Source organism: Paraburkholderia largidicola (assembly GCF_013426895.1).
GTDB lineage: Bacteria > Pseudomonadota > Gammaproteobacteria > Burkholderiales > Burkholderiaceae > Paraburkholderia > Paraburkholderia largidicola.
In genome coordinates this window covers 3357396-3379972 of the sequence record NZ_AP023174.1, presented here as the reverse complement: position 1 = coordinate 3379972, position 22577 = coordinate 3357396, and the positions used below count along the sequence as shown (strand labels likewise).

General features: G+C 63.0%; 18 protein-coding genes. 13 read left to right on the top strand and 5 right to left on the bottom strand.

Annotation, left to right across the window (positions count from 1 at the left end):
- The 3 genes from ccsB (at position 1) to msrQ (ending at position 3096) form a co-directional block, all read left to right on the top strand.
- On the top strand, positions 1 to 1218 hold the full coding sequence (gene ccsB / locus PPGU16_RS15020) for a c-type cytochrome biogenesis protein CcsB (RefSeq protein ID WP_180720747.1): 1218 nt from the start codon (positions 1 to 3) through the stop codon (positions 1216 to 1218).
- 175 nt (positions 1219 to 1393) lie between these two features.
- A complete protein-coding gene (gene msrP, locus PPGU16_RS15015; RefSeq protein ID WP_180720745.1) occupies positions 1394 to 2386 on the top strand; it encodes a protein-methionine-sulfoxide reductase catalytic subunit MsrP in 993 nt (330 codons plus the stop codon).
- Between the two features lie 11 nt (positions 2387 to 2397).
- Complete coding sequence (gene msrQ, locus PPGU16_RS15010; RefSeq protein WP_408429156.1) at positions 2398 to 3096, top strand: protein-methionine-sulfoxide reductase heme-binding subunit MsrQ; 699 nt, start codon at positions 2398 to 2400, stop codon at positions 3094 to 3096.
- Positions 3097 to 3200: 104 nt separating this feature from the next.
- Here the strand turns inward: msrQ and lysA are convergent, their stop codons facing one another.
- Positions 3201 to 4463: a diaminopimelate decarboxylase gene (gene lysA / locus PPGU16_RS15005; protein WP_180720741.1), complete on the bottom strand. Its 1263-nt coding sequence runs from the start codon at positions 4461 to 4463 to the stop codon at positions 3201 to 3203.
- A gap of 9 nt (positions 4464 to 4472) precedes the next feature.
- On the bottom strand, positions 4473 to 4790 hold the full coding sequence (lptM, locus tag PPGU16_RS15000; RefSeq protein WP_180720740.1) for an LPS translocon maturation chaperone LptM: 318 nt from the start codon (positions 4788 to 4790) through the stop codon (positions 4473 to 4475).
- A gap of 35 nt (positions 4791 to 4825) precedes the next feature.
- Here lptM and cyaY point away from each other — a divergent pair, with 35 nt between their 5' ends.
- A complete protein-coding gene (gene cyaY, locus PPGU16_RS14995) occupies positions 4826 to 5143 on the top strand; it encodes an iron donor protein CyaY (RefSeq protein ID WP_180720738.1) in 318 nt (105 codons plus the stop codon).
- A 106-nt stretch (positions 5144 to 5249) separates the two neighbouring features.
- Here the strand turns inward: cyaY and PPGU16_RS14990 are convergent, their stop codons facing one another.
- Positions 5250 to 7643, bottom strand: coding sequence for a penicillin-binding protein 1A (locus tag PPGU16_RS14990; protein ID WP_180720736.1), 2394 nt, complete (start codon positions 7641 to 7643; stop codon positions 5250 to 5252).
- 253 nt (positions 7644 to 7896) lie between these two features.
- On the opposite strand from PPGU16_RS14990, the gene pilM reads away from it, so the two are divergent.
- The 7 genes from pilM to PPGU16_RS14955 all read left to right on the top strand — a co-directional run bounded on the left by pilM (position 7897) and on the right by PPGU16_RS14955 (position 15010).
- On the top strand, positions 7897 to 8856 hold the full coding sequence (gene pilM / locus PPGU16_RS14985; protein WP_180720734.1) for a type IV pilus biogenesis protein PilM: 960 nt from the start codon (positions 7897 to 7899) through the stop codon (positions 8854 to 8856).
- On the top strand, positions 8853 to 9464 hold the full coding sequence (locus PPGU16_RS14980; protein ID WP_180720733.1) for a fimbrial assembly protein: 612 nt from the start codon (positions 8853 to 8855) through the stop codon (positions 9462 to 9464). Before pilM ends, PPGU16_RS14980 begins: the two co-directional genes overlap by 4 nt.
- Positions 9461 to 10372: a type 4a pilus biogenesis protein PilO gene (locus PPGU16_RS14975; protein ID WP_180720730.1), complete on the top strand. Its 912-nt coding sequence runs from the start codon at positions 9461 to 9463 to the stop codon at positions 10370 to 10372. The genes PPGU16_RS14980 and PPGU16_RS14975 overlap by 4 nt, the downstream gene beginning before the upstream one ends.
- Positions 10369 to 11940, top strand: coding sequence for a type IV pilus secretin PilQ (locus tag PPGU16_RS14970; protein WP_180720728.1), 1572 nt, complete (start codon positions 10369 to 10371; stop codon positions 11938 to 11940). Before PPGU16_RS14975 ends, PPGU16_RS14970 begins: the two co-directional genes overlap by 4 nt.
- A gap of 137 nt (positions 11941 to 12077) precedes the next feature.
- On the top strand, positions 12078 to 12629 hold the full coding sequence (locus tag PPGU16_RS14965; protein ID WP_180720727.1) for a shikimate kinase: 552 nt from the start codon (positions 12078 to 12080) through the stop codon (positions 12627 to 12629).
- A gap of 16 nt (positions 12630 to 12645) precedes the next feature.
- On the top strand, positions 12646 to 13728 hold the full coding sequence (aroB, locus tag PPGU16_RS14960) for a 3-dehydroquinate synthase (RefSeq protein ID WP_434064420.1): 1083 nt from the start codon (positions 12646 to 12648) through the stop codon (positions 13726 to 13728).
- A gap of 85 nt (positions 13729 to 13813) precedes the next feature.
- Positions 13814 to 15010 carry a deoxyguanosinetriphosphate triphosphohydrolase gene (locus tag PPGU16_RS14955; RefSeq protein WP_243460596.1) on the top strand — a complete coding sequence of 399 codons (1197 nt, stop codon included), beginning with the start codon at positions 13814 to 13816 and terminating at the stop codon, positions 15008 to 15010.
- Between the two features lie 153 nt (positions 15011 to 15163).
- On the opposite strand, the gene PPGU16_RS14950 is transcribed toward PPGU16_RS14955, so the two are convergent.
- Both PPGU16_RS14950 and PPGU16_RS14945 read right to left on the bottom strand, forming a co-directional pair.
- Positions 15164 to 15550 carry an ElaB/YgaM/YqjD family protein gene (locus PPGU16_RS14950; RefSeq protein ID WP_180720721.1) on the bottom strand — a complete coding sequence of 129 codons (387 nt, stop codon included), beginning with the start codon at positions 15548 to 15550 and terminating at the stop codon, positions 15164 to 15166.
- A gap of 341 nt (positions 15551 to 15891) precedes the next feature.
- On the bottom strand, positions 15892 to 16614 hold the full coding sequence (locus tag PPGU16_RS14945) for an OmpW/AlkL family protein (protein WP_180720720.1): 723 nt from the start codon (positions 16612 to 16614) through the stop codon (positions 15892 to 15894).
- Positions 16615 to 16801: 187 nt separating this feature from the next.
- Here PPGU16_RS14945 and PPGU16_RS14940 point away from each other — a divergent pair, with 187 nt between their 5' ends.
- Positions 16802 to 17509 (top strand): transposase, encoded by a 708-nt coding sequence (locus PPGU16_RS14940; protein ID WP_035988887.1) that lies wholly within the window; start codon positions 16802 to 16804, stop codon positions 17507 to 17509.
- Positions 17510 to 17819: 310 nt separating this feature from the next.
- Entirely contained in the window at positions 17820 to 22523 is a 4704-nt protein-coding gene (locus PPGU16_RS14935; protein WP_180720718.1) for a glutamate synthase-related protein, read from the top strand.
- Positions 22524 to 22577 lie beyond the last annotated feature (54 nt).

Here is a 22577-nt window from a genome sequence, read left to right as displayed (position 1 = left end):
ATGGACCTGACTCAAGTTTCCTCATCCTCGCGCGCCAAGCCGCGCTCCGATACGGCGGTCCACTCGACCCCGCATCTGACCGGCGAAGCGCTGCTGGACGATCGTCCATTCCTGAAGCGCCTCGGCCTGTTCGACTGGCTGTTCGCGCTTGCTATGGTCGCGGGCGCCGGCTTCGGGCTGTCGCGTTACCACGAGTACATGAATTACTACGACAAACTGGTGCTGGTGTGCGCAGTGCCTGTGTTCGTCGTGCTCGGCTGGCGCTGGAAGCCGGTGCGCCTGCTGATGGCGTGCATCGCGGTGCTGTCGCTTTCGGCTATCCAGATTTACGGCGGCGATCTCGCCCGCGCCGACCACGCATTCTTCCTCAAATATTTCCTGTCGAGCCAGTCAGCCATCCTGTGGATGAGCGCGCTGTTCGTGCTGGCCACGCTGTTCTACTGGATCGGCACGCTGTCGCGCTCGCCGACGGGCGCCGCGATCGGCTCGAAGATGACGTGGGTCGCGGTGCTGATGGGCTTCGTCGGCCTGATGGTGCGCTGGTACGAGTCGTACCTGATCGGCTCGGACGTCGGCCATATTCCCATCTCGAACCTGTACGAAGTGTTTGTGCTGTTCAGCCTGATCACGGCGCTCTTCTACCTGTACTACGAGCAGCACTACAACACGCGCTCGCTCGGCGCGTTCGTGCTGCTGGTGATCAGCGCGGCCGTCGGCTTCCTGATGTGGTACTCGATCGCGCGCGACGCGCAGCAGATCCAGCCGCTCGTCCCCGCGCTGCAAAGCTGGTGGATGAAGATTCACGTGCCGGCGAACTTCATCGGCTACGGCAGCTTTGCTTTGTCGGCGATGGTCGGCGTTGCGTATCTGATGAAGGAGCGCGGCGTGCTGGCCGACCGCCTGCCCACGCTCGACGTGCTCGACGACGTGATGTACAAGTCGATCGCCGTCGGCTTCGCGTTCTTCACGATCGCGACGATTCTCGGCGCGCTGTGGGCGGCCGAAGCGTGGGGCGGCTACTGGAGTTGGGACCCGAAAGAAACGTGGGCGCTGATCGTCTGGTTGAATTACGCGGCGTGGCTGCACATGCGTCTGATGAAAGGCCTGCGCGGCGCGGTCGCCGCATGGTGGGCGCTGACTGGCCTGCTGGTGACGAGCTTCGCGTTCCTCGGCGTGAACATGTTCCTGTCGGGGCTGCATAGCTACGGCAAGCTGTAAATTTCGCCGGATCGGATCGACTGAAACCGCCGTGTGCGCTGCACCGGCGGTTTTTTTTATGCCGGTATGGAAGAATCGCTCGCCGCGTGTGTTAACAAATCGAAGAACGGCGACTCCCACGCGCGAGTCGAATGGATACCGATCGGGCGAAGGCGCCCGGCAAGGAGTTTTCAGCATGTGGATCAAGCGAAGCGACCGGGGCCAGCTCTATGGTGACGACATCGCGCGCAGCGAAATCACGCCGCAACGCGTGTTCGAGAATCGTCGGCGCATCCTGCAGGCGGCGGGCGCGGTGGCGCTCGGCAGCCTGATCGGCGTACATGGCGAGGCGTTCGCGGAATATTCGTCGCCCGACCCGAAAGCGCTGAAGCTCGGCGCGAAGACCAATCCGAAGTTCGTCGTCACCGACAAGGTCACGTCTTACAAAGACATCACCACGTACAACAACTTCTACGAGTTCGGCACCGACAAAAGCGACCCCGCGCACAACGCCGGGACGCTGCGGCCGCGGCCATGGAAAGTGAGCGTCGAAGGCGAGGTGAAGAACGCGAAGGTCTATGACATCGACGAATTGCTGAAGCTCGCGCCGCTCGAAGAGCGCGTGTACCGGATGCGCTGCGTGGAAGGCTGGTCGATGGTGATTCCGTGGATCGGCATTCCGCTGTCGGAAGTCATCAAGCGGGCGCAACCGACGGCAAACGCGAAATACGTGCAGTTCATCACGCTTGCCGATCCGTCGCAGATGCCTGGATTGTCCGAGCCGATTCTCGAATGGCCCTATTCGGAAGGTCTGCGGATGGATGAAGCGATGAATCCGCTGACGCTGCTGACGATGGGCGTTTACGGTCAGGTGCTGCCGAATCAGAACGGCGCGCCCGTACGCATCATCGTGCCGTGGAAGTACGGCTTCAAGAGCGCGAAGTCGCTGGTGAAAATCCGCTTCGTCGACAAGCAGCCGCCCACCAGCTGGAACACCTACGCGCCGAGCGAGTACGGTTTCTATTCGAACGTGAACCCGAACGTCGACCATCCGCGCTGGAGCCAGGCGACCGAACGGCGCATCGGTGACGGCATCTTCACGCCCAAGCGGAACACGCTGATGTACAACGGTTACGGCGATCTGGTCGCGTCGATGTATCAGGGCATGGACCTGAAGAAAAACTTTTGATGGCGGCGCGCATGGCATCCGATACGACCCAAACCGCACCCGCCAGCAACGCCACGAATACCGTGCGTTCGCCGCGAAAAGCCGGCACGAGCGCCAGCGCCGGCCGCTGGATCGTCCCAGCGAAGATTGCGGTATTCGTCGCCGCGCTGTATCCGCTTGCGCGGCTCGTGCTGTTCGGCTTCACGGGCGGCCTGGGCGCGAATCCCATCGAGTTTGTCACGCGCTCGACGGGTTTGTGGACGCTGGTGTTCATCTGCATCACGCTCGCGGTGACGCCGCTACGCAAGTTGACCGGCTGGAACGCATTGCTGCGCTTTCGCCGCATGCTCGGCCTCTTCGCATTCTTCTACGCGGCGCTGCATTTCACGACGTACTTCTGGTTCGACAAGTGGTTCGATATCGCCGCGATCGTGAAAGACATTGGCAAACGGCCGTTCATCACGGTTGGCTTCGCGGCGTTCGTGCTGCTGTTGCCGCTGGCCATCACGTCGCCGAAGGCAATGGTGCGCAAGCTCGGCCGGCGCTGGCAGACGCTGCATCGCGCGATCTACCCGATCGCGGCGCTCGCCATCCTGCACTTCTGGTGGATGAAGGCCGGCAAGCACGATCTGATCTTGCCGAAGATTTACGGAGCGATCGTGATTGCTTTGCTGGGCTGGCGCGTGCTGGTTTGGGCGCGAGACAGGATCAGGCAACGGGCGAAAACCTGAAACGTCCGAAGCTGGAAGCTGGGTGCGATAAAAAAAGGCGATGCGCGGTGAGCGCATCGCCTTTCTGTTTTGCGCGTCCGAAACTTGCGGCGCGTGAATCAGCGTTATTCGGGCAGAACCGTCTCGCCAGCGAATAGATCTTTCACTTCCTCACGTTTGCGTACGACGTACGCCTGGTCGCCGTCGACCATGACTTCGGCCGCGCGCGCACGCGTGTTGTAGTTCGAGCTCATCGCGAAACCGTAGGCGCCCGCGGAACGGATCGCGAGCAGATCGCCCGGTTCGACAGCGAGTTCGCGTTCGCGACCGAGCCAGTCGCCGCTTTCACACACGGGACCGACGACGTCATACACATGCTTGTCGCCTGCACGCTGCACGACGGGTTCGATCGCGTGATACGCCTCGTACATGGCAGGGCGCGCGAGGTCGTTCATTGCCGCGTCGACGATCGCAAAGTTCTTCTCAGCACCCGGCTTCAGAAACTCGACGCGCGTAAGCAGCATGCCGGCATTGCCGACGAGCGAGCGGCCCGGCTCGAAATACACTTCGCGATGGCCGTGCCCGCGTGCTTCGATCCGGTCGAGGAGCGTGCGCACGAAATCGCCGATATCCGGTGGCGTTTCGTCGTCGTAGGTGATGCCGAGGCCGCCGCCGACATCGATATGCTTGATCTTCACGCCGTCCGCTTCGATCTGCTCGACGAGTTCGAGCAGCTTGTCGACGGCGTCGAGATACGGCGCGACTTCCGTGATCTGCGAACCGATATGGCAGTCGATGCCCACCACATCGAGGTTCTTCATCGCGGAGGCGGCGCGATACGTGGCGCGCGCGTCGTCGAATGCGACGCCGAACTTGTTCGACTTGAGGCCCGTCGAGATATACGGATGCGTCTTTGCGTCGACATCAGGATTCACGCGCAGCGACACGGGCGCTTTCTTGCCCATTTCGCTCGCAACGGTATTGAGGCGGTCGAGTTCGGGAATCGATTCGACATTGAAGCACTTCACACCCGCCGCGAGCCCCTCGCGCATTTCCGCGACGCTCTTGCCGACGCCCGAAAACACGGTGTTTTCCGCTTTGCCGCCTGCCGCGAGCACGCGCGCCAGTTCACCACCCGACACGATGTCGAACCCCGCACCCATGCGCGCGAACAGATTGAGCACGGCGAGGTTGCTGTTCGCCTTGACCGCGACGTGCACGGTCGCGTGCCGGCCCGCGCATGCGTCGGCGTAAGCGTGCCACGCCTCGGTTAGCGCAGCGCGCGAGTAGACATAGAGCGGCGTGCCGAACTGCTCGGCAAGCGATGCGGCGGACACGCCTTCAGCGTGCAGCACGCCGTCGACGTAGGCAAAAGCGGATTGAGTCATACGGCAGTCTTATTGAGCTTCGGACGCGCCGGACGCCGGTTGGGCGGGCGCGTTCGACGTCGGCGCAGTGCGCAGTTCGGAATCGGGCGACAGGGACAGCGGCGTGCCCGATGTATCCGGAACGGAACCCTCGGCGGATTCGGCACCGGGTTTCGTTTCGTCGGGCGAGGTCGGCTGGGTCTGTGCGGTCGGTTTGGCCGGAAGCGGCGGAACGGTAGGCAGATAAAGCGAACCGCGTTGTCCGCAACCGCTGAGCGCGACACCTGCGACAATAGCCAGAGTCGCTAGAATCGTGGCCGTGGCGCTCGTCCGGAATACGACTCGCATGACTGTCCCTGAATAATTAATCGCTGGAGTTTAGCATGTCCGACAGTGAATACCTGACCCGCGCCGAGGCTGTGCTGGCAGCCATCGAACGCTCGCTCGACGATACGGACGCCGACATCGAATTCGAGCGCAGCGGCAACGTGCTGACGCTCGAATTCGAGAACGGCACGAAGATCATCGTGAATCTCCAGCCGCCGATGCAGGAGATCTGGATCGCCGCGAAGTCGGGCGGATACCACTTCCGTTTTGTCGACGGCGCGTGGCGCGATACGCGCAATGGCACCGAGTTCTACGCTGCGCTTTCCGACTACGCGACGCAGCAGGCAGGCGAGCCGGTGCAGATCGAGCCGTAAGCGTTTCGCTTCGACGCGCGTGTCCCCGACGCGCGTTCGCTGAAAACGAAAAAAGCCGCCGCGTTCTTCACGCGGCGGCTTTTTTCGTTCGGCAAGCTTGGTGGACTCAGTGACCTTTGAACAGGTTCATGATGTCCTCTTTTTCCTGCGCGCCGACCGCGGCGGGCGCGGCGCTGGCCGCATCGCTGGCTCCCGGCGGCGGCAGCGTCACCCCGACTGTCGACACGAAACCGTTGCCCGGCGTGAAGTCGTCGAAGTACAGCTCGTCGCTGATGGATACGACGTCTTCCGGCATCGGCATCTTGTACTCGGGCACGCCCTTGAGCGCGCGTCCCATATAGTCGATCCACACGGGCAGCGCGAGCCCGCCGCCCGTTTCCTTGTCGCCGAGACTGCGCGGGTTGTCGTAGCCCATCCACGCGATCGCACAGAGCGTGTGCTGATAGCCGGCGAACCACGCGTCGCGCGAATCGTTGGTGGTGCCTGTCTTGCCCGCGAGGTCCGTGCGCTTCAGGACGTTCGACTTTGCGCCCGTGCCGCGCTGGGCGACGCTCATGAGCAAGCTGTTCATCACGTACGCGTTGCGCGGCTCGATCGCGTGCGGCGCGTTGCTCGCAGCGACCAGCGGGTCCGCATGCGCGACCACCATGCCGCGCTGATCGGTGACTTCGGCGATCAGATACGGATTCACACGAAATCCGCCGTTCGCGAACACCGAATAGCCAGCCGCCATCTGCAGCGGTGTGACGAGGCCCGCGCCGAGCGCCATCGGCAGATAGGCGGGATGACGTTCCGCGTCGAAACCGAAGCGCGTGATGTACTGCTGCGCGTACTTCGTGCCGATGTGGTTGAGAATGCGGATCGACACGAGATTCTTCGATTTCTGCAGCGCGGTGCGCATCGACATCGGGCCATCGAAGCCACCGCCGTAGTTCTTCGGCTCCCACGCCTGGCCGCCCGTTTCGGCGGCGCTAAAGAAAAGCGGCGCGTCGTTGATGACGGTTGCCGGTCCCAAACCTTTTTCGAGCGACGCCGAATAGATGAACGGCTTGAAGCTCGAACCCGGCTGACGCCATGCCTGCGTCACGTGATTGAACTTGTTCTTGTTGAAGTCGAAGCCGCCGACCAGCGCGCGGATCGCGCCGTCCTGCGGCACGACGGAGACGAATGCGCCTTCGATCTGCGGCAACTGCGTGATCGACCAGTTACCGTCGTCGTTCTTCACGATACGGATGATCGCGCCCGGCCGCACGCGCTGGTTCGGCTGCGCGCGTGTGCTCAGCGCAAAGGTCGCGTAGCGCAGTCCGTCGCCTGTGATCGTCACGGCGTTGCCGTCGATCAGCGTCGCCTGCACCTGCTTCGGACTGGCCGAGGTCACCACGGCCGCGATGATTTCGCCGTTGTCGGGATGCTCGAGCAGCGCGTCGTCGATGGCCTGCTCGCGTTCGTCCGCGTCGGTGGGCAGGTCGATGAACGCTTCCGGACCGCGATAGCCGTGACGCCGCTCATAGTCCATCAAGCCTTTGCGCAGCGCCCGGTAGGCGGCGTCCTGATCGGCGGAATCGATGGTGGTTACGACGTTCAGGCCGCGTGTGTAGGCTTCTTCGCGGTACTGCGCATACATCATCTGCCGCACCATTTCCGCGACGTACTCCGCGTGCACGCTGAATTCCTTGCCCGCGCCCTTCACGATGAGCGGCTGGCGGCTCGCCGTTTCGTACTGGTCCTGCGTGATATAGCCCAACTCCAGCATGCGCTGAAGGATGTATTCCTGACGCACTTTCGCGCGCTTCGGATTCACCACCGGGTTATACGCGGACGGCGCTTTCGGCAGACCGGCGAGCATCGCGCATTCGGCGAGCGACAGGTCTTTCAGGTCCTTGCCGAAATACACCCGCGCCGCGCTCGCGAAGCCGTACGCACGCTGGCCGAGATAGATCTGATTCATGTACACCTCGAGAATCTGATCTTTGGTCAGCTTCGACTCGATCTTGTACGCCAGCAGCATCTCGTAGATCTTGCGCGTGTAGGTCTTTTCGCTGGACAGGAAGAAGTTGCGCGCAACCTGCATCGTGATCGTGCTCGCGCCTTGCGTTGCGTGGCCGTTGGTGAGCGCGACCACGCCGGCGCGCGCGATGCCCGTCAGATCGACGCCACCGTGATCGTAAAAGCGCGCGTCTTCGATGGCCAGCACGGCCTTCTTGAGATTGTCCGGCACCTCGCGCATATGCACGATGTCGCGCCGCTCTTCACCGAATTCGCCGATCAGCACGTGATCTGCCGTGTAGATGCGCAGCGGCACCTTCGGGCGATAGTCGGTCAACGCGTCGAGCGAAGGCAGGTTGGGCGTGGCGACGACCAGCGCATAGCCCAGCACGAGCACGACGCAGAGGATTCCGGCGAGGATCAGCCCGATGAAGCCGAGGATGATCGTCAACCAGAGTGGACGCTTGCGCTTCTGCGGGGCTGGGGGCGGAGACGTAGGAGTCGTGGATTGCATATGAACACCAGAAAACGGTCCCGCGATTATAGCCGCCCGATCCGGCAGCTTTCGGCGTGCTTACGGCCGACGCGACCGTGCGGCTATGAGAACACTGTAGTGCCTTTGATTGTCGCCGGATATCGGTTACCCGACCATTAGCCATTCGGCTGAATTTCGCTTGTGTGTCGCGCTGCGCAGAATGCCTTCCGTTGCCCGCGTTCTCTGGATGCCGCGGGCCTTCAGTTTCCGTTGGTATCTGAGGGAGGAAGGAATGGCGTTGAAACACTCGTTACGAATGGCAATGCGGCGTCAGGCAGTCGGCATCGATGTCGGCGCGCAAGCGGTGAGGATCGTGGCGCTCAGCTGCAGCGCGCGAAAGATGGGACCCGTGCGCATCGAATGCGTTGCTTTGGAGCCGCTGGCGCCGGGCGCGATGGCGGGCGCGGAGATCGTGGACCGGCAAGCGGTGTCACGCGCGTTGTCCGAGGCGTTTGGTCATTTGCCGGAGCAATGCGCGTCGGCGGTCCTGCGTTGCGCAATGGCGATTCCGGGTTCCGCGACCTTCACGGCGCATCTGCCCATTAGTCAGGTGAACGGCTCGCATCGTTCGGCTGCGTCAATCGAGCCTACGGTGCTGATGGAAGCCGAGCGCGTTGCGGGCATCGAGCGTCATGCGCTCGCCGTCGACTGGTATGTCGACGAGTCGACGCCGCATCCTGGCTCGGTGTCGATTGCCGCGACGGCGCGCGAGCATCTCGAGGCGCGTATCGAAAGCGCGGCGATGGCGGGCGTGACGCTGACCACCGTCGACGTCGAGCCGCATGCGGCGTTGCGCGCGCTGCGCCACGCGGCGACCTTCGAACTCGAACTGCACGAACCGTATGCGGCAATCTGGATCGGCAGCGATGGCGTGTACGGCTGGCGTATCGAAGAGGAAACGATCGCGGAAGAAATCCGTTATCCATCGCCCGAATATTCGTGCGTCGCCGACGCGTTGCGGGATCTCGCGGAAAACAATCTGAACGTGTGCGCGCTGGTGGGCGGCGAAATCGCGTTGCTCGAAGGCGTGTGCTTTTCGCTTGCCGATATCGGCGACGTGTTGGGCTGTTCCGTGTTGCCGTTCGACTGTTCGTCGCTCAGCGACGGCAACGTGATACCCGATTCGGATCGGTTGCACGAGCCTGCGTTCGCGGTTGCGTTCGGCCTTGCGTTGCGGGGCATGACGCAATGACGTCGGCCTGCGGTTTCAATCTGATGCCGCACCGGCAGCGCGATGCGCGGCTCGCGCGTCGGCGTCGCTATGTCGAATGGGCGAGTGCGATGCTTTGCGGTTGTGTCGCCGTGGCGTTGTTGGTGACGTGGCAGACGTTCGAGCGGGCGCGTAGCGACGGTGAGCGTGCGGCGATCGAGCAACGCCTTGCAGCGCTCGCGCCGCCGCTTGCCGAGCAAACACGGCTCGTCCGCGAAGCACGCGACGAGCGCCTCAGGGACGAGCGCGCGGCGACGCTTTCCGAACCGCTCACCCACTTGCTCGATCTGCTCGATGCGTTGAGCGGGGAGTCGTCCGAGGCTGTCGTCGTCAGGCAGTTGCGGCAACGCGAGCGCGATACGGAACTGCTTGCCGCATCGTCCGATCATGCGGCGTCGGCGGCGTGGCTGAACCGCCTTGCCGCGTTGAAAGGCGTGAAGGATTCGGACTTGAGCGACGTGCATCGTGCGAACAACGCAACGGATGCCTCGACGCCGTTCGAAATCAAGGCGCATCTGAAATGGGGCGGGCCGCCTGAACAACGCCCGGCCCCGGCAACGGCTCATCAGAACACGAGAGGGAAGCAATGAACACGACTATTGCTGGCCGCATCATGCTGGCCCCGCACGAGCGGCTCGGACGGATGCTCATCGAGCGCCTGCGCGTGCCGCTCGAAGCATGGAGCGTGCGGCGGCGCTGGGCCGTCGCATTGTGCATCGCCGTCGCTGTTTTCGTGCTCGGCGCGAATGCGTGGCTCGCCGCGGATATGAGCGGCGTGCAGGCGAGCCGGGAAGCGTCATTGGCGGCGCAACGCAAACTGGGCGAAGCCGAAGCGGACGTCGCGCAGCTGCCTGCATTGCATCAGGCGGCGAGCGTCGTGCCGATGCCCGCGAACTGGACCTCGGCCGACGACATACGCGTGATTTCGCAGCTCGCGGCACGCAATGACGTGACGCTGCTTGCAATCGAGCCGGGCATCGTCTCGGGCAGCGGAATCGACGCCATGCGTCCGCTGCATGTGACGGCTCAGGCGGACTTCGATCATGTCGTCGATTTTTTCGAGGCGCTTGCGAGTTTGCCCGTCCTCGTCGTGCCTGAAGACGTGACGCTCAAGCGGCAGGGCGAGGCATTGTCGATCAACGCGACGCTCCATTCGTTCAGCGCGATTCATCCCGTGCGGAACGCCGCACGTCGAACCGTGCGCGATGACCCTCACGCATTCGATCCCGACGAAGAAATCGTGTTCTACGATCCGTTTCAACCCGCGGCGTTTGCGTCGGCCGCGGCGAGCGCTTCTTCATCGATGCGCCTGGTCGGGCTGCTGGCCGACCGCCTGCGCGGCCTCGCACTGATCGAAGCGGGCGATAGCGCAGCGACGCTCGAACCGGGACAGCAGTGGGGCGACGAGCGGGTTGCGCATGTCGATGCACGCGCCCTCACGCTCGCAAAGCGCGATGGCAGCGTGTACTCGCTGACGCTTGCGGAGGCCGTCGAATGAGGCGGTTCAACGTCATGCGTCTGATGTTCGTGTGTGCTGCTTTCGTCGTCACGGCGGCGCGCGCATCGTTGCCGCCGCTTCCCGCCGACATGCCGCTCGACGATGCGCTCGCGCCCGCCGGCATGCCGCCGTTGCCGCGCGTGATCACGACGGACGTCGCCAATCCGTTCACGCCGGATGCAGCCGACGAAGCCGCCGCGCCGGGGCGCGAGGCGGACTCGGCGCAATCGTCTGCCACCTCGCGCGACGAAGCCGAATCGAAACGCCAGGACGAAGCGCGAACGGACGCGCTCGAAGGCCCGCCCGTTCCGCTCGCGCCCGCCGCGCGTCTGAGCACGGACGCCTCACCGTCGATTCCCGTCGACCGGCCGATCACGCTGCATTTCCAGCACGCCGAGCTGGGCGCCGTGCTCGGCGCGTTCGCAAAGTTCACCGGCCTGAATATCGTCGCCAGTGACAAGGCGCACGGCGCGGTCACGCTGCATCTGGACAACGTACCGTGGCGCGCCGCGTTCGATACGCTGCTCGACGTCAACGGGCTCGCGATGGAACAGCGCAGCAACGTGATCTGGGTGGCGCCGCTGTCCGAACTGGCTGCGCGCGAGCGACAGCGCTTTGAAGCGCATGCGCGCGCCGCCGAACTCGAGCCGCTCGCGAGCCGCACCTTCGAGCTGCACTACGCGCACGCTGAAGAGCTGCGCAAGCTGCTGACGGCGTCGGGCAACCAGCGTGTGTTATCGAAGCGCGGCGCGGCGATGGCCGACCCGCGCACCAATCTGCTGTTCGTCACCGATCTCGACGCGCGACTCGCACAGATCGCGGAACTGATCGCATCGCTCGACCGGCCGACGCGTCAGGTGCTGATCGAGGCGCGCATCGTGGAAGCGGAGAAGGGCTTTTCGCGTAATCTCGGCGTGAAGCTGTCGATGCTCGCCACGAACGAGGATGGCAAGGCGACGGGCTTGGTGGGCGGCAAGGACGGCGCGATCTTCGATCTGTCGGCGCGGCCGATCTCCGGCTTCGACGCGGCCACGGCGGGCTTTACGCTGTTCGCCGCGCAGGCGACGCGCCTCGTGAACATCGAACTGAGCGCGCTCGAAGCGGAAGGGCTCGGGAGGATCGTATCCAGCCCGCGCGTGGTGACGGCGGATCGGATGAAGGCGATCGTCGAGCAGGGCACCGAACTGCCGTATCAGGCGAAAGTCGGGCAGGGCGTGTCGGGCGTGCAGTTTCGCCGCGCCAGCCTCAAACTGGAGGTCGAGCCGCAAATCACACCGGACGGCCGGGTCGTGCTGGATCTCGACGTCGCGAAGGACAGCGTCGGCGAGCAGACGGCGTCGGGGCCGGCCATCAACACCAAACATGTGCAGACGCGCGTCGAGGTGGAGGACGGCGGAACGGTGTCGATTGGCGGAATCTACGAGTCGGACGACCGGGATGATGTGACGCGCGTGCCGCTCCTGGGCAAAATACCGCTTTTGGGCGCGCTATTTCGGCATCGCGCCCACCGCGATCTGACCAGCGAACTCGTCGTTTTCATTACGCCGAGGGTTGTGCAGACAAATTGACGGAACGTCGGGAAAGCGCCATGGGCGCGGGCCTAAAGCATGATCGGCGGCAGTTGCGCCGGCCGTCAGGCTCGACAAGGCAGGCGCTTTGCCAGTAAGCTGCCGCACGAACTACACCGGATTAGCCAGAGGATAAGTTGCAAGCGCGGGACGCACACGCCAACGTTTTTTTTGTAGGGCTCATGGGGGCAGGCAAAACCACCGTGGGCCGGGCCGTGGCGCGCCGGCTGGATCGCCCGTTCTTCGACTCCGATCATGAAATCGAGGCGCGCACGGGCGCGCGCATCCCGGTGATCTTCGAACTCGAAGGCGAAGCGGGCTTTCGCGACCGCGAGGCGCAAGTGATCGCCGAGCTCACCGGGCGCGAAAGCATCGTGCTGGCCACGGGCGGCGGCGCCGTCCTTCGCCCGGAAAACCGCGACGCGCTGCGCGCACACGGCATCGTCGTCTATCTGCGCGCCAATCCGCACGATCTCTGGCTGCGCACGCGCCGCGACAAGAACCGGCCGCTTCTGCAGACCGAGGACCCGAAAGGGCGCCTCGAAGCGCTCTACGAAGTGCGCGATCCGCTCTACCGTGAATGCGCCCATTTCGTGATCGAAACGGGCCGTCCGTCCGTCAACGGGCTCGTCAACATGGTGCTGATGCAACTCGAGATGGCGGGCGTCGCCAAGCCTGCTACGTCATAATGGCGAGATGACTTCCATGATTACCGTCAACGTCGAACTGGGCGAGCGCGCCTATCCCATTCATATCGGCGCCGATCTGATCGGCCGCAGCGAGCTGTTTGCGCCGCATATTCGCGGCGCGTCGGTGACGATCGTCACCAATACGACCGTCAATCCTCTGTACGGCGATACCTTGCGCAAGGCGCTCGCGCCGCTCGGAAAGGACGTGACGACAGTCGTGCTGCCCGACGGCGAGGCGCACAAGAATTGGGAAACGCTGAATCTGATCTTCGACGCGCTGCTCGGCGCGCGGGCCGATCGCAAGACCACGCTGATCGCACTCGGCGGCGGCGTGATCGGCGACATGACGGGTTTCGCGGCCGCCTGCTACATGCGCGGCGTGCCGTTCATTCAGGTGCCGACCACGCTGTTGTCACAGGTCGATTCGTCGGTGGGCGGCAAGACGGGCATCAACCATCCGCTTGGCAAGAACATGATCGGCGCGTTCTACCAGCCGCAAGCGGTGATCGCCGATATCGGCGCGCTGCGCACGCTGCCGCCGCGTGAACTGGCGGCGGGAATTGCGGAAGTCATCAAGACGGGCGCGATTGCCGACGCAACGTTCTTCGACTGGATCGAAGCGAACATCGAAGCGCTCAACCGCTGCGAACCGGAAGCGCTCGCCGAAGCGGTCAAGCGTTCGTGCGAGATCAAGGCTTCTGTCGTGGCCAAGGACGAACGCGAAGGCGGTCTGCGCGCAATCCTCAATTTTGGCCATACGTTCGGTCACGCGATCGAAGCGGGTCTCGGCTATGGCGAGTGGCTGCACGGCGAAGCGGTCGGCTGCGGGATGGTGATGGCGGCGGACCTGTCGGTGCGGCTCGGCCATCTGGACGAAGCCGCGCGCAAGCGGCTCGTCGCTGTCATCGAGGCGGCGCATCTGCCTACTCAGGCGCCCACGCTCGGCGCGGCGCGTTATGTCGATCTGATGCGCGTCGACAAGAAGGCGGAAGCGGGCGAGATCAAATTCATCCTGCTGAAGCGTTTCGGCGACACACTGATCACCCGTGCACCCGACCACGCGGTGCTCGAAACGCTCGACGCCAGCGTCGGGACCTGACGCGAAGCGCAGCGGCCTGGCACAACCCACAGCGGCCGTCGCATCTGATTCGGAGATATCGGTGAGTGAAATACGCAGCGACCATCTGAGCGAATCACTCGACGCCGCTTCTGTGACACCCGCTACGGGCGTCGTGTCGCAGCCCACCACCGCCGCGCTAGAAGCGCACCTCGCGCCGTACGCCGCGCATTCTTCGCAATCGCGCGGCCGGCGCCATCACGAAGCGCCACCGAGCGCGCGCACCGAATTTCAGCGCGATCGCGACCGCATCGTCCATTCGACCGCTTTCCGCAGGCTCGAGTACAAGACGCAGGTCTTCGTGAATCACGAGGGCGATCTGTTCCGCACTCGTCTCACCCACAGTCTCGAAGTCGCGCAGATCGCGCGGTCTGTCGCGCGCAATCTGCGCGTGAACGAAGATCTGGTCGAAGCGATTTCGCTGGCGCACGATCTCGGTCACACACCGTTTGGCCATGCAGGACAAGACGCGCTGAACGAATGCATGCGCGACTACGGCGGCTTTGAACACAATCTGCAAAGCCTTGCCGTCGTCGACGATCTCGAAGAGCATTACGGCGCATTCGACGGCCTGAATCTGTGCTTCGAAACGCGCGAAGGCATCCTCAAGCATTGCTCGCGCGAAAACGCGCGGCGTCTCGGCGAACTGGGCGAGCGGTTTTTGCAAGGGCGACAACCGTCGATCGAAGCGCAGATCGCGAATCTCGCCGACGAAATCGCATACAACAATCACGATGTGGACGATGGTCTGCGCTCGGGATTGCTCACGATCGATCAGCTTGCCGAAGTCGAGCTATGGCACACGCATTACGACGCGGCGCGTCGTGACTATCCGCAGATAGAAGGGCGCAGGCTCATCCACGAAACAGTGCGGCGCATCATCAACACGCTGATCGTCGATCTGATCGACACGACCACGCGAAATATCGCGCAGCATGCGCCCGCGTCGCTGGACGACGTGCGCCGTGCGCCGCCACTCGTCGCGCACAGCGACGCCGTCGCTGCGCAGGCGACCGAACTCAAGCGGTTTCTGTTCAAAAATCTGTACCGCCACTATCGCGTGATGCGCATGGCGAACAAGGCACAGCGCGTCATCGCCGGTTTGTTCGACGCGTTCATCAACGATCCTCGCCTGCTGCCGCCCGCCTACCAGACGACAGACGCGGCGAAGCAGCCACGCCTCATTGCGCATTACATCGCGGGTATGACGGACCGGTACGCGTCGAAGGAATACCAGCGGCTGTTTATCGTCGACGGCGATTGATCGGGCGCGCGACAAATCCCGCGACAACGACGCTCGGCTCGCATTACAAAAGAAGCGGCGCGCAAACACGCGCCGCGCCTGTCCTATGCAGCGATCCGAGGTCCAGCCGTCGTAGGCTGGCCCTCTTCGGCCAGTTGGACGCGCAGCGAGCCGTCAGCGCGAACCGCCGCCGCGCGCAATCAAGGCACCCGCAATCAGCGCAACGCCGCCAACAATGGCAATCGTCCGCCACGGATTTTCATGCACGTAGTCATCGGCATCGTGCAATGCCGCTTCGGCGCGTTCGCGCATCGCATCGCGCGTATCGTTCAGACGGCTACGCGCTTCGTCGAGACGCTTGCGCATCTGCGTGCGCAGCACCGCTGCGTCGGCTTGCGTGCCATCTCCAAGCGTGTTTTCGAGTTCGTTCATCAATGTGCGCAGTTCGCTTGCAATATCTTCAGCAGCATGTCGGCTGTGGCGCGCAATGCGCCGGGCACGACGGCCAGCCGTAGTCCAGGATTCGCCCAGGGCATCTCGCGTGTTAGGAAGTGCAGTCATGGTCGCTCCGTCGATGAGGGTAGTTTGAATATCCCCGCAACACAGCGCGGGAAGTTTCCTCTGACGCAACTTCGATGCCCGCCCGGCGACATGATTCGCACCGTCGTTCCGGCTGGACCGATGCATGTCGCATGCGGCAGAAATTGCACCGCTGGCGTGCACGTTTCAGTCAAATTTACAACGACCGATCTGCGCTGGCGGCGTGTATGGCAGGAATGATGTCGCGATACGTCGGAGACGAAGGCGTGCACATACAGGTATCGTGAAAGCATGGAAAAACGCCGACGCGCTTTTGCGCATCGGCGTTGTTCAAGCCCGAAAATCTCGTCTACCCTGTTGAGTTAGAACCGGTAACCGAGGTTCACATACGTGACGATCGGGTTCAGACGAATCTTCGTCTCCGATTGCACGTTGACGGTACCGATCGGCGTCTGCGCCTGGGTGTTCAGCTTGGCGGTAGTAGAGAGCGGCAGGTACGAGATCGAGAAGCCCGCGAACCAGTGGTCGGTGAACGCGTACGTGAAGCCGGCATTAAACACGGGCTCCCACGAACTATCCGTCGTGACTGTGGTCGGACCATGAAGTACGTTGGCTTCGAAAGCGCCGTTCGTGATGTGCTCGTCGGTAAACGAAACGCGGCTCACGCCCAGGCCCAGATACGGACGGAACTTCGCTTGCGGCTGGTTGAAGTAATACTTGAACAGCAGCGTGGGGCTCCACTGTTTTGCCGAGCCCAGCTTGCCGTATTGCTGGAATGCGCCCGTGCCCTTCAGGTCGAATTGCGGTGGCACGCCGATCACGAATTCCGTGGCGATATGGTCGGTGACGAAGTAGCCGCCGGTGAAGCCGATGGTGTCGCCGCTGCCGAGTTCGGCGCCCGTATTGGGCACGGTGATGTTGACGGGCGTACCGTTGACGTTTGTCTCTCTCAACGGGTCACTACTGGACTGAGGCGCGAGATGGAACCACCCTGTCGTAATAAAAAAACTGCCGGCCGATTGCGCGTGCGCTGTGGTTGTTATGCAAGCGAGTGCCGCGACCCCCAAGGCCTGTTTTAATTTCATTTGTGCTCCTCCAAAAAAGGCCCGCCAATTATGACCACAACGTTTCAAACAAACCATACGCGCCGGCTAGAGCGTTCTGCCTAGGCTTTATGCCGTTTCCCGGCAGACCCGCTTGGCGCGTGAGGCCGCGCCGGCGCAGTTTTTCGGACCTTCGGGTATGTACCAACGCGACTTTGGATAATCCAGCATGGCACGGCTTGCACGTCTTTATGTCCCCGACCAGCCGCAGCACGTGATCCTGCGCGGACTCGACCAGCAGCCCGCATTCGTGGACGACCAGGATTACGAACTGTTCATCGATTGCCTGAAGGCGGCTTCGCGCGATCACCATCTTTCCGTTCATGCATACGCGCTGATGCCCGGCGCGGTGCAACTGCTCGTCACGCCTACCGACGAATCGAGCCTGCCCAAAGCCATGCAGGCCGTGGGCAGGCGTTACGTCGCGCACTTCAATCGCCGTTACTCGCGGCGTGGCACGTTGTGGGAAGGCCGCTATCGCGCAACGGTCATCGAAGGCGAGAAATACTTCCTGCTCGCGAGCCGCGTGGTCGAAATGTCGCCGGTGCGCAACCAGCTGGTGAGCACGCCCGAAGACTACCGATGGTCCAGTTATCGGCATCACATCGGCCTGACCTTAGACAGTTTGATCACCGATCATCGTTTGTACTGGTCACTCGGCAATACGCCGTTCGAACGGCAGCGCGCGTACCGCGAATTGTGCGAGCAACCGCTCGACGAACGCGAAGCCAGTCAGCTTCAACAGGCCACGTTAAAGGGCTGGGTGCTCGGTAGCGACTCGTATCGCGAGTGGGCGGCGCGGGCGGCGAACCGGCGGGTTTCGCCCTTGCCGCGAGGCCGGCCGCGCAAGGTGCGGGAGACGCCGCAAACCCAATAAAGCCTTTTCGCTCAGGGGCTTACTGGCTGCAGCAGAAAGTGAACGGCATCCATGTATGCCGTTTTCTTTTGCCCTGTTTTGATATGGCACCAATTAATGGGGCGGAAAATGCACCACATTGATAATAGGGGTCCGAACATCACATTTTGTTTGCTATTCCTTTGATTCGTCGCGTATATTCCGATTTCCGGCGTCCCGATGTGCAACTGCAATATCGCGCGTCCGCGGCCGCCCGCGCGGTCGAAGTCCGCACCGCGGGCAAAAACAAAATGGTTCAACGGCCCCACGGCCCCTGACAGACGGTGTCCCCATGAACGACCATCAGCAGCCGCTTTCCACGGTTCCCGCCGCGCAAGGTCTATACGACCCCGCAAACGAGCACGACGCATGCGGCGTCGGCTTCGTTGCGCATATCAAGGGCAAGAAAAGCCACGAGATCATCCAGCAGGGCCTGAAGATCCTCGAGAACCTCGATCACCGGGGCGCCGTCGGCGCCGATCCGCTGATGGGCGACGGCGCAGGCATCCTGATCCAGATTCCGGACTCGTTCTACCGCGAGGAAATGGCCAAGCAGGGCGTGACGCTGCCGCCCGAGGGCGAATACGGCGTCGGCATGATCTTCCTGCCGAAGGAACACGCGTCGCGTCTCGCCTGCGAACAGGAACTGGAGCGCACGGTGAAGGCCGAAGGCCAGGTCGTGCTGGGCTGGCGCGACGTGCCCGCCGACCACAACATGCCGATCTCGCCGACGGTCAAGGCGAGCGAGCCGCTGATCCGCCAGATCTTCATCGGCCGCGGCAAGGACATCATGGTGACGGACGCGCTGGAGCGGAAGCTGTACGTGATCCGCAAGACGGCCAGCCACCGTATCCAGGCGCTCAAGCTCAAGCACGGCAAGGAATACTTCGTGCCGTCGATGTCGGCGCGCACGGTCGTCTATAAGGGTCTGCTGCTGGCGGGCCAGGTCGGCGTGTACTACCGCGACCTGCAGGACGAGCGCGTCGTGTCGGCGCTCGCACTCGTGCACCAGCGTTTCTCGACCAACACCTTCCCGGCATGGGAACTGGCTCACCCGTATCGCATGATCGCCCACAACGGCGAAATCAACACGGTGAAGGGCAACGTCAACTGGCTGAACGCGCGTACGGGCGCGATCGCCTCGCACGTGCTCGGCGACGACCTGCCGAAGCTGTGGCCGCTGATCTATCCGGGCCAGTCGGACACGGCATCGTTCGACAACTGTCTCGAACTGCTCGTGATGGCTGGCTACCCGCTCGTCCACGCAGTGATGATGATGATTCCCGAAGCATGGGAACAGCACACGCTGATGGACGACAACCGCCGCGCGTTCTACGAATACCACGCCGCGATGATGGAGCCGTGGGACGGCCCCGCTGCCATCGCGTTCACGGACGGACGCCAGATCGGCGCGACGCTCGACCGTAACGGCCTGCGTCCGGCGCGCTATATCGTCACCGACGACGACCTCGTCATCATGGCGTCGGAAGCGGGCACGCTGCCCATTCCCGAGTCGAAGATCGTCAAGAAGTGGCGTCTGCAGCCGGGCAAGATGTTCCTGATCGACATGGAGCACGGCCGCATCATCGACGACAAGGAACTGAAGGACAACCTCGCCAACGCCAAGCCGTACAAGAGCTGGATCGATGCCGTTCGCATCAAGCTCGACGAAATCGAGCCGAACGCGGAAGACGTCGTCACGGAACGCCGCGAAGCGGCTGCGCTGCTCGATCGCCAGCAGGCATTCGGCTACACGCAGGAAGACCTCAAGTTCCTGATGGCGCCGATGGCGCAGGCAGGCGAAGAAGCCGTTGGCTCGATGGGCAACGACTCGCCGCTGGCCGTCATGTCCAACAAGAACAAGACGCTCTATCACTACTTCAAGCAGCTGTTCGCGCAGGTCACGAACCCGCCTATCGATCCGATCCGTGAAAACATGGTGATGTCGCTGGTGTCGTTCGTCGGTCCGAAGCCGAACCTGCTCGATACGAACAACATCAACCCGCCGATGCGCCTCGAAGTGTCGCAGCCTGTGCTCGACTTCAGGGACATCGCGAAGATCCGCGCAATCGATCAGTACACGGGCGGCAAGTTCAGCTCGTACGAACTGAACATCTGCTACCCGGTCAGCTGGGGCAAGGAAGGCATCGAAGCGCGCCTCGCGTCGCTGTGCGCGGAAGCCGTGGATGCGGTGAAGTCCGGCTACAACATGCTGATCGTGTCGGACCGCAAGACGGACCGCGACAACGTCGCGATCCCGGCGCTGCTCGCTACGTCGGCCATCCACTCGCACCTCGTGCAGCAAGGTCTGCGCACGAGCACGGGCCTCGTCGTCGAAACGGGCTCGGCGCGTGAGACGCACCACTTCGCGCTGCTCGCAGGCTTCGGCGCGGAAGCCGTTCACCCGTACCTCGCCATGGAAACGCTGGCGCAGATGGCAGCGGGCATGAAGGGCGACCTGTCGGCGGACAAGGCGGTCTACAACTTCACGAAGGCAGTCGGCAAGGGCCTGCAGAAGGTCATGTCGAAGATGGGCATTTCGACGTACATGTCGTACACGGGCGCGCAGATTTTCGAGGCGGTCGGTCTCGCCGAAGATCTCGTGAACAAGTACTTCAAGGGCACGGCGTCGAAGGTGGGCGGCATTGGCCTCTTCGACGTGGCTGAAGAAGCGATCCGTCTGCACCGCGACGCGTTCGGCGACAACCCGGTTCTCGCCAACATGCTCGACGCGGGTGGCGAGTACGCGTACCGCGTGCGCGGCGAAGACCATATGTGGACGCCGGATGCGATCGCGAAGCTGCAACACTCGGCGCGCAGCAACTCGTATCAGACGTACAAGGAATACGCGCATCTGATCAACGATCAGACCAGGCGCCACATGACCTTCCGCGGCCTGTTCGAATTCAAGGTCGACCCGTCGAAGGCGATTCCGCTCGACGAAGTCGAATCGGCGAAGGAAATCGTCAAGCGCTTTGCAACGGGCGCGATGTCGCTCGGCTCGATCTCGACGGAAGCGCACGCTACGCTGGCTGTGGCGATGAACCGGATCGGCGGCAAGTCGAACACGGGCGAAGGCGGCGAAGACGAAAACCGCTATCGCAACGAACTGCGCGGCATTCCGATCAAGAATGGCGACACGATGAAGACCATCCTCGGCGATGAAGTCGTGACCGACATCCCGCTGAAGGAAGGCGATTCGCTGCGCTCGAAGATCAAGCAGGTCGCGTCGGGCCGGTTCGGCGTGACGGCGGAATATCTTGCGTCCGCAGACCAGATCCAGATCAAGATGGCGCAGGGCGCGAAGCCGGGTGAAGGCGGCCAGTTGCCGGGTCACAAGGTGTCCGAGTACATCGGCAAGCTGCGTTACTCGGTGCCGGGCGTCGGTCTGATTTCGCCGCCGCCGCACCATGACATCTACTCGATCGAAGACCTCGCACAGCTCATTCACGATCTGAAGAACGCAAACCCGGTGGCGAGCATCTCGGTGAAGCTGGTGTCGGAAGTGGGCGTCGGCACGGTCGCCGCGGGTGTCGCGAAGGCGAAGGCCGATCACGTCGTGATCGCCGGCCACGATGGCGGTACGGGCGCATCGCCGCTGTCGTCGGTGAAGCACGCCGGCACGCCGTGGGAACTGGGCCTTGCTGAAACGCAGCAGACGCTGGTGCTGAACCAGCTGCGCGGCCGTATCCGCGTGCAGGCCGACGGTCAGATGAAGACGGGCCGCGACGTCGTGATCGGCGCGCTGCTCGGCGCGGACGAATTCGGCTTCGCGACGGCGCCGCTCGTCGTCGAAGGCTGCATCATGATGCGCAAGTGCCACCTGAACACGTGCCCGGTCGGCGTCGCGACGCAAGACCCCGTGCTGCGCGCGAAATTCCAGGGCCAGCCGGAACACGTCGTGAACTTCTTCTTCTTCATCGCTGAAGAAGTGCGCGAAATCATGGCGCAACTGGGCGTGCGCAAGTTCGACGACCTGATCGGCCACAGCGAATTCCTCGATATGAAGAAGGGCATCGAGCACTGGAAGGCAAAGGGTCTCGACTTCTCGCGCGTGTTCTATCAGCCGAACGTTCCGGCGAGCGTCGCGCGCATGCACGTCGAATCGCAGGATCACGGCCTCGACCGCGCGCTCGATCACACGCTGATCGAGAAGGCGAAGGCGGCTATCGAGAAGGGCGAGCACGTGTCGTTCATCCAGCCGGTGCGCAACGTGAACCGTACGGTCGGCGCGATGCTGTCCGGCACGATCGCCAAGAAGTACGGCCACGACGGTCTGCCCGACGACGCGATCCACATCCAGTTGAAGGGCACGGCGGGTCAGAGCTTCGGCGCGTTCCTTGCAAAGGGCATCACGCTGGATCTGGTCGGCGACGGTAACGACTACGTCGGCAAGGGTCTGTCGGGCGGCCGCATCATCATCCGTCCCACGAACGACTTCCGCGGCAAGTCCGAAGAGAACATCATCTGCGGCAACACGGTGATGTACGGCGCGATCGAAGGCGAATCGTTCTTCCGCGGCGTCGCGGGCGAGCGCTTCTGCGTGCGTAACTCGGGCGCGACGGCGGTTGTCGAAGGCACGGGCGACCACGGCTGCGAATACATGACGGGCGGCACGGTCGTCGTGCTCGGCGAAACGGGCCGGAACTTCGCGGCAGGCATGTCGGGCGGTCTTGCCTACGTGTACGACGTGGACGGTTCGTTCGCGGCGAAGTGCAACAAGTCGATGGTCGCGCTCGAGCCGGTGCTGCAACAGGCCGAACAGGAACGCACGGTCGACAAGGCACTGTGGCACATGGGCCAGACCGATGAAGCGCTGCTCAAGGGGCTCATCGAACGTCACTTCCAGTTCACGGGTTCGCCGCGTGCGAAGGCGCTGCTCGAAAACTGGGATGCGTCGCGCCGTCAATTCGTGAAGGTGTTCCCGACCGAATACAAGCGCGCGCTGGGCGAAATGGGCGCGAAGAAGGCTGCCAAGGAAGTGCTCGCAGCCTGATCGTTCCCCGACCCAATCAGACGACATAACGAAGCGCACCTGCCGCGCGCGTGA